This window comes from Haladaptatus ordinarius (assembly GCF_054177595.1).
Genome location: NZ_JBPEHH010000157.1, coordinates 1 through 6,961 on the forward strand (window position 1 = coordinate 1; position 6,961 = coordinate 6,961).

5 protein-coding genes are annotated in these 6,961 nt (G+C 55.4%); 4 read left to right on the forward strand and 1 reads right to left on the reverse strand.

The features are described from left to right. Positions 1-115: 115 nt before the first annotated feature. The 4 genes from ACR3FF_RS24965 to ACR3FF_RS24980 all read left to right on the forward strand — a co-directional run bounded on the left by ACR3FF_RS24965 (position 116) and on the right by ACR3FF_RS24980 (position 5,574). Positions 116-571 carry a DUF8163 family membrane protein gene (locus ACR3FF_RS24965; RefSeq protein ID WP_458190820.1) on the forward strand — a complete coding sequence of 152 codons (456 nt, stop codon included), beginning with the start codon at positions 116-118 and terminating at the stop codon, positions 569-571. Further along, a complete protein-coding gene (locus ACR3FF_RS24970; RefSeq protein ID WP_458190821.1) occupies positions 568-1,476 on the forward strand; it encodes a DUF7982 domain-containing protein in 909 nt (302 codons plus the stop codon). The genes ACR3FF_RS24965 and ACR3FF_RS24970 overlap by 4 nt, the downstream gene beginning before the upstream one ends. Positions 1,477-2,268: 792 nt before the next feature. After that, on the forward strand, positions 2,269-4,878 hold the full coding sequence (locus ACR3FF_RS24975; RefSeq protein ID WP_458190822.1) for an FtsX-like permease family protein: 2,610 nt from the start codon (positions 2,269-2,271) through the stop codon (positions 4,876-4,878). Positions 4,879-4,917: 39 nt separating this feature from the next. Beyond that, positions 4,918-5,574 (forward strand): ABC transporter ATP-binding protein, encoded by a 657-nt coding sequence (locus ACR3FF_RS24980; RefSeq protein ID WP_458190824.1) that lies wholly within the window; start codon positions 4,918-4,920, stop codon positions 5,572-5,574. A gap of 34 nt (positions 5,575-5,608) precedes the next feature. On the opposite strand, the gene ACR3FF_RS24985 is transcribed toward ACR3FF_RS24980, so the two are convergent. Beyond that, positions 5,609-6,622 carry an AAA family ATPase gene (locus ACR3FF_RS24985; protein ID WP_458190823.1) on the reverse strand — a complete coding sequence of 338 codons (1,014 nt, stop codon included), beginning with the start codon at positions 6,620-6,622 and terminating at the stop codon, positions 5,609-5,611. Positions 6,623-6,961: the final 339 nt, after the last annotated feature.

The window sequence follows — 6,961 nt, forward strand, 5'->3', positions numbered from 1 at the left end:
GCCGTAAGAACAGTGTCTGGATGGTAGAGAAATCTCATAATCACCCATCCAGACGCTTCCTGAGAATCTAACCCCGTCAGTCGTGACTATCCACTGACTCGATGGGAAGTACCGAATGTACAGTGAATCGAAGACGTGGCTTGACGGCGCTGGTGCACTGCTTGTGGCGATTGTGTATACTGTTGCGACGGGACTGCCCGGTCTCATTGCTGGTGGCATGCTCATTCTCATGTGGTATCTGCTGCCGACATTGTACACGTTCGCCTTTGGCCAACTCCTCGTTGCCGCTCTATTTGCAGACGGCGTTGCCCTCCGGTATCTTATTCCGTTGGAACCTGGTCTCATCAGCGTGCTTGTCGGGCCCTTGCTCACACTCGAGCGTCCATACTGGCGTCTGAGAATGACGGTCGGTGTTGCCATTCTACTCGGCATTGGTATCGTCTATATCTACCAATGGCTCGGGGAATACTGGCAGGCCATCGGCATTCTCACAGTTGTGTTTGCGCTTGCCGCTTACGGAATGCATCGCTATGAACGCGTCGCGCTCGGACTAGTTGAGGACAGTGCATGAATAATAACCCCGTGACATCGACAGAGAAACGAGATTCTGACCACCACGGAGACGACCAGGCGGACACTGACGCCGCTTCGGCCGATGAGCTAGCAGCGCAACTCGAACTCCTCACAGAAGAGAACCAGCGATTGCGAACAGAGTATCGCCGTGCCAAACAAACAAGTTATCGACGCACTGCGCTCGGAATGGCAGGGGTCGGTATATTGGCTGGCCTTGGTGGTCTCCTGTTCCCATCGTCGCAGGCCATCCTGTTTGCACTTGCTGGCACTGGGTTGTTCGCTGCCGTCCTCACCTATTATCTCACGCCAGAGCAATTTGTTTCTGCGTCAGTTGGGGAACGGACGTACGCTGCGTTCGCCACGACCGGCCGAGAACTCATCGACGGTCTCGGCTTGACGGACACGACAGTGTACGTCCCTACAGCCGACTCGACGGTCAATGGCGACGGGAGTGTTCGATTATTCGTGCCGCAACATCGGGAGTATGAACTGCCTGATGTAAGTGAATTGTCGACGCTGTTTATCGTTTCAGATACGGAACAAAAGAGAGGTATCGCAGTCTCACCGACGGGTGGAGGTCTCTACCAGGAGTTCGAGTCGATGGTTACTGACACGGCCGACCAGCTACCTGAGTTAGCCGATCAACTCGCTGATGCGCTTGTCGAAGGATTTGAACTCGTTGAGAGTGCAACACCGGAGGTGGATACTGAGGAAAGTAGTGTCACAATTGCCGTCAGTGGCAGTCGATTCGGTGCCGTCGACCGGTTCGACCATCCGGTCGCATCATTCGTTGCAGTTGGGCTTGCACAGGGTACGACGCGCCCCGTGACGCTGAAAATCCTCGCGAGTGATGATGACCGCACTGACTACTTGATACACTGCTCGTTCGCTGACAACCAGTGACACTGACGGAGTACAGCGTCTCTACGTAGAACCATCGACCAATTGATAGAATCTCTCTAAATAAAGCAGGAGTGTGACGGCATGATCTTGAAGTAGTTTACGTTGGCTACCGAAGACCCATGGATCGACTTCACTCTTTACGCGGATAAAATCAACTTAACGCGAGGGGTTTGTCGGTAGTCATTGGCTGATGGTGTTTACCACCAGAACCGCATTCCACAGGTGGCCAATACTCTTGCCATCAGCGACGCCACAACGGAGTGAACCACGAGCGTTCAAATGGGGTACAAATGGGGGCTCTGTACGCAGTGGTCACGGCGTGACCGCCTGACAGTCATCATCATCGCAGTAGCCACTGCGTTTCTGGTCGGGACGACACTATTCTTGGTCGCGGCAAATACCCAGACGACATCGATCGCAGCTGGGTACACGCATTCAATGTCTGTCGTCCACTATGACACATATTCTGACGCACAAGCGTCGGCATCGAACGAGGATATCGTTCTTCCAATTGCCACCACGAACCACTCCGGTCGAACTCGACATATCGTCGGTGTCCCTGCTGATACACCGACCGTTCTCGAGAACCTGTCCGTCTCGTGGAGAACGGCACGTATTCCACCACCACCAGCGAACGCGACTGTCAAAGGACCAGTCGATGAACGCACCCAACAGCAATTTTCGGGGGTAGATGCGACGCGTTCGTTGTCTGTTACTCCGTACGCTACGAATGATTCGATCTTTCCCCAGACATGGTATGTAAGCGACCCATCGACGGTTCGTTCGGTAGGAGTGACCGGTGCGTACGTTATCGACACGACACCGGAACGGGCGACTGGGCAGGGACAAATAGCAGCGATAGGCACTGGCACTGCAAGTCCCTCACTCTACCGCTACTTCGCAGCCGGGATGCGGGACGTGTTGGAAATTCTTGGACTTGTGACAATCTGTGGTGGGGCACTCATTCTCGTCGTGGTGTACAACGTCACCCGGATGAGTGTTCGCGATCGGTTGCAGGCAATCGAGGTGATTCGCGCGACCGGTGGGACACCCCGTCAATTGCTGCTGATATTCGGTGTCCGCGCTGGGTTACTCACGTTGACTGGAATCATACTCGGTTATGCACTGGGAGTGATCATCACGAGAGCAATTGTCACCATCGCAATCGCTGTTGGTCTCCACATCACTCTTGACCCAGCGGTCACACCGGCTGTAGCGCGCATCATCCTTCCCAGTCTTGTTATCCTCCTCTTCGTCGGAATCGGTGCGGGTGTCCTTGCTGTTCGACCGGCAACGACCACAGCACCTTGCAGACTTCAGCAGACATTCGATACAGAATCGAGATTATCGACAGCCTCCTACCGTCATTCTCGTCTTCAAGCCTTCGCCGATACGACCCTGCTCAGGTGGCGCGCGTTCGTCCCTGCAACGACGATTCTCTCTATCTTCGTACTCATCATCGTTGTCGTGGGAGCGCTTGTGGGAACGCTCGCGCCAATCGCCACGACGTCAGGTGGAACGATTACCGAACCTGGTGCCGCCTATCCCATGGCGAGTCGAATCGACGCTGGATACGCGGATTTGCTCCGAAGCCAAGGAATCACAGCCAGTCCGGAAATCATCGTCGTGCAAGTTCGGAATGGTCAACCGTATCTTGCGCGTGGGGCCAACTATAGCGCATTTGCAGCCGTCTCAGATGCCACATTAACTGCCGGGCGAACACCGCAAACGAAACACGAAGCTGTCATCGGACGTGATCTCGCACAGACGCTCAATGTGAACATCGGCGATACCCTCACGATCGGCGGTGCAACTTCGCCTGCAATCACGCAGGTGACGGTCGTCGGGACGTTCGCTGCCCCTGGCATGCAGGATGACCAACTCATCGTCCCCCTCGCGACTGCTCACGACCTCTCGACGAAACCTGGTATCGTCCACTTCATCCGAACCGCAGACCGGGATAAACGGCTCACGCAGGGCTCACAGTCGAACGGTGGTGGGATCGTCGTCAGTGGTGTCTCAGCGCCAACAGCGGCGGTGCGCGGACAGCCGGTTTCAGTTGGCATCTCGGTACGTAACGTCGGGACAACAGAGGATACCCGCCGAGTGACCGTGTCGCTGGGGAATAGTTCGGTGACTCGCTCTGTTTCCGTCTCTCCCGGGGAGCAACGTTCTGTGACGGTGAACGTGACAGCACGTACACTCGGGAATCAAACGCTTCGTGTCGGTGCGTATTCACAGTCGGTGAATGTGTCTCGTCGGTCACCGGTATCCATTTCGTCGCTTCCCGCCGCTGCACCACCGAACGCAACCCTCGCAGTACCGGTTCGAACGGTGAGCGGTGACAACGTCTCTGCTGCCGTCGTTCAGGTTGGAGACCGAACTACGCGCACGAACAAGAACGGGTTGGCGGTGATTCAACTGCCACGCCGTGAAGGCGTCTATGAACTCGCGGTTCGAAAAGGGAATCGAACGAACTCATCACAGATTCGCGTCGTGTCTGGCACTGTTCGACAGCCCATCGGTTCAGTTGCTGTCTCGCCACAGAATGCCAGCGTATTCACCCGTCCCACGGCATCGATTTCCCTGTTCAATCCGTGGAATCGACATATCACCCGAGAGATTTCGTTCGTGACGCCGACGAAAACAGTGACCCGAACGGTGGCGCTTGCACCACGAACTACAACGACGATGACGACACAGCTTGGGGCAGGCTCGTCCGATAAGATTGCACCCGGTGAATATTCGGTGCGACTCATCTCAAACGGTCAGACACTGGCGACAGACACCTATCGTGTTCATGGTGACGACCGTTCGTTTTCGACTCTCGCACAGAACACGAAGTATACGGGTGGGACGGGGCTTGGGCAGGCAATCCGCAGTGTCTTCGGAAATTTCAATCTCCTTCTCATCGTGATGGTCGTACTAGCTGGGTTGACGACGATTGGCGGGACGACAGCGACGTTTGCGCAGGCAGTCCACGCCCGACGTCATGCCCTTGGTGTCTATCGTGCAACCGGTGCAACGAGATGGCACATCCTTCGAATCCTCTTCACTGATGCGTTTCGTATCGCCATTCCCGCAAGCCTCCTTGCAGTGGTCGTTACGTTGGTGATGATTCAGACGCTTGCGTTCGTCGGACTGTTTACCGTGTTCGGCCTTCAGCTTGAAACACAGGTCCCACTCTCGTTACTCCTCGTCGCCGAAGTGGCTGCGCTAGTACTCATGTTTATCAGTGTCTTCATTGCTGCGCTCCCGTACCTACTCGCTGAGCCGACAACGGTACAACGAAACTCATCGGGTGCTGAAGGGCCCACCGAACAACGCCGACAGAATCCCTCATCACGGTCGTCACGATACGAGAGTGCGAGTGAGCAAAATTCCAACACTGGAGATGACTAGGCGGGTATTTTTATGAGTAACTGTATGACTAAAATACGAATGGGTGAAATCGTCCTCGACGCTGAGTCGGTGCGTGTGGTTCGGGGTGGACAGGAGATTATCTCCGATGTGTCGCTTTCAGTGTCCGCAGACGCACGTCTCCTGATTCAAGGTCCAAGCGGCGCTGGCAAAACAACGCTGTTCGACATGCTCGGTCTTCTCGATATTCCAACGAGTGGGACGGTCACTGTCATGGGAGAGAAAACGGCTTCGCTTCCTGAGCGAAAACGCGCGCGACTTCGACGGGAGACCATCGGGTTCATCTTTCAGGACTTCCAACTTATTCCCGATCTTACTGCCTGGGAGAACGCTGCGCTCCCCCAAGATCACACTGGAGAACGAGACGAGGAATGGCTCAAAACATTATTCGACGAACTCGAGATCACCGATCGTGCCGATCAGTACCCTACAACGCTCAGCGGGGGCGAAAAACAACGTGTCGCCATCGCGCGAGCATTAGCAAATCGCCCGGCCATCGTGTTGGCTGACGAACCGACCGGGCAGTTAGACCCCGAAACGACCGAACAGGTACTCGATCTCTTGTTCCGACTTCAAGATACTGCGGAGACAGCACTGGTAGTGATCAGCCACGACCGGCAACTCCAGCCCCGATTCGACCATGTGGTTCGACTCGAGGATGGGATCATCCAACACTGACACCAGACGCACGAGGTTGTCGATGAGAGGACTATCACTCGATCTCTGATGAGTCCGACATTCCGCCATCACTCGATACCGGCGCTTCAGCGGGACCTAGTTCGGTCTCTCCACTCGGCGGCGTCACAGAATCCAGAATTTCGTCGATGATGTCGACAGTCGAGCGCTCACTCAGTTCGGCGTCGGTGCTGAGGACGAGTCGGTGTCGCATCACGGGCACTGCGAGTGCTTTGATGTCATCCGGAATGACGTAATTACGGCCGTTAATCGCTGCCCGTGCTTTCGCGGTATGCAATAGTGCGAGTGTCGCCCGTGGTGAGCCACCGTATGCAAGGTCAGTATTCTCCCTGGTTGCAGCGACGACCGATTGGATATACTCTTTGACTGAATCCGCCACATAGACAGCCGTAACATTTACCCGTGCAGCCAGGATTGCATCGACGCTAACGACTTGTGAGAGGTCGTCCGGCCCGAGTTCGGGAGTTGTATTGAATCGGTCGATGATCTTCAACTCGTCAGCTGTCGTCGGAAGGTCCACCGAGAGCTTCAGCTGGAAACGGTCGCGCTGGGCTTCCGGCAGTTCGTACGTTCCCTCCATCTCGATTGGATTCTGTGTGGCGATAACGATGAACGGTGTTGGCAACGGAAGCGTCTCACCTTCGATGGTGACTGTCCCTTCCTGCATGGCCTCTAAGAGGGCACTCTGGGTCTTTGGGGTCGCACGATTGATCTCGTCTGCAACGACAAGATGGGTGAAGATCGGCCCGCGCTGTAGTTCGAACTCACCGACTGGTTCCCGATAGATGTGTGTTCCAGTGATATCTGCGGGCAGAAGATCGGGCGTCATTTGGATTCGTGTTGAATCAAGCCCAGTCGCGCGTGCAAATGCGTTAGCGATTGTAGTCTTTGCGACGCCAGGGACGCCTTCCAGGAGGACGTGACCACGAGTCAGGAGCGAGATTGTGAGGCCCTCGATGATTGCATCGTTCCCGATGAGAACCTTGTCCACCTCAGTCCGCAAATCAGCATAGAGGTCAGCGGGATCCATTGATAACGAAGGTTTCGAAGCCGAGGAAATAAATCAACGGGTTCGACAGGGAGGACGACTATCGCCACCTGTTCTTCTCAACGAACGTTACAGATTCGAGGCAAAAATCCTATCTTCCACCGGGGCACTCTGCCGCATTCAACCCCGCGCTAAAGCACGGGGTTTTCTCGCTACCACAAGATACGAACAGCTAAGCGAAGTGAAAGACGCACACGGTCTTACGTGGCGTGGGTTGGTGATTCAAGGCGCGAAGGCCTTGGACACCGACGGACCGCTTAAGTAGGACAGACAGCCGGGCGACACACGTGCAAATGCCCAGCTAAACGAACGCGATTCAAC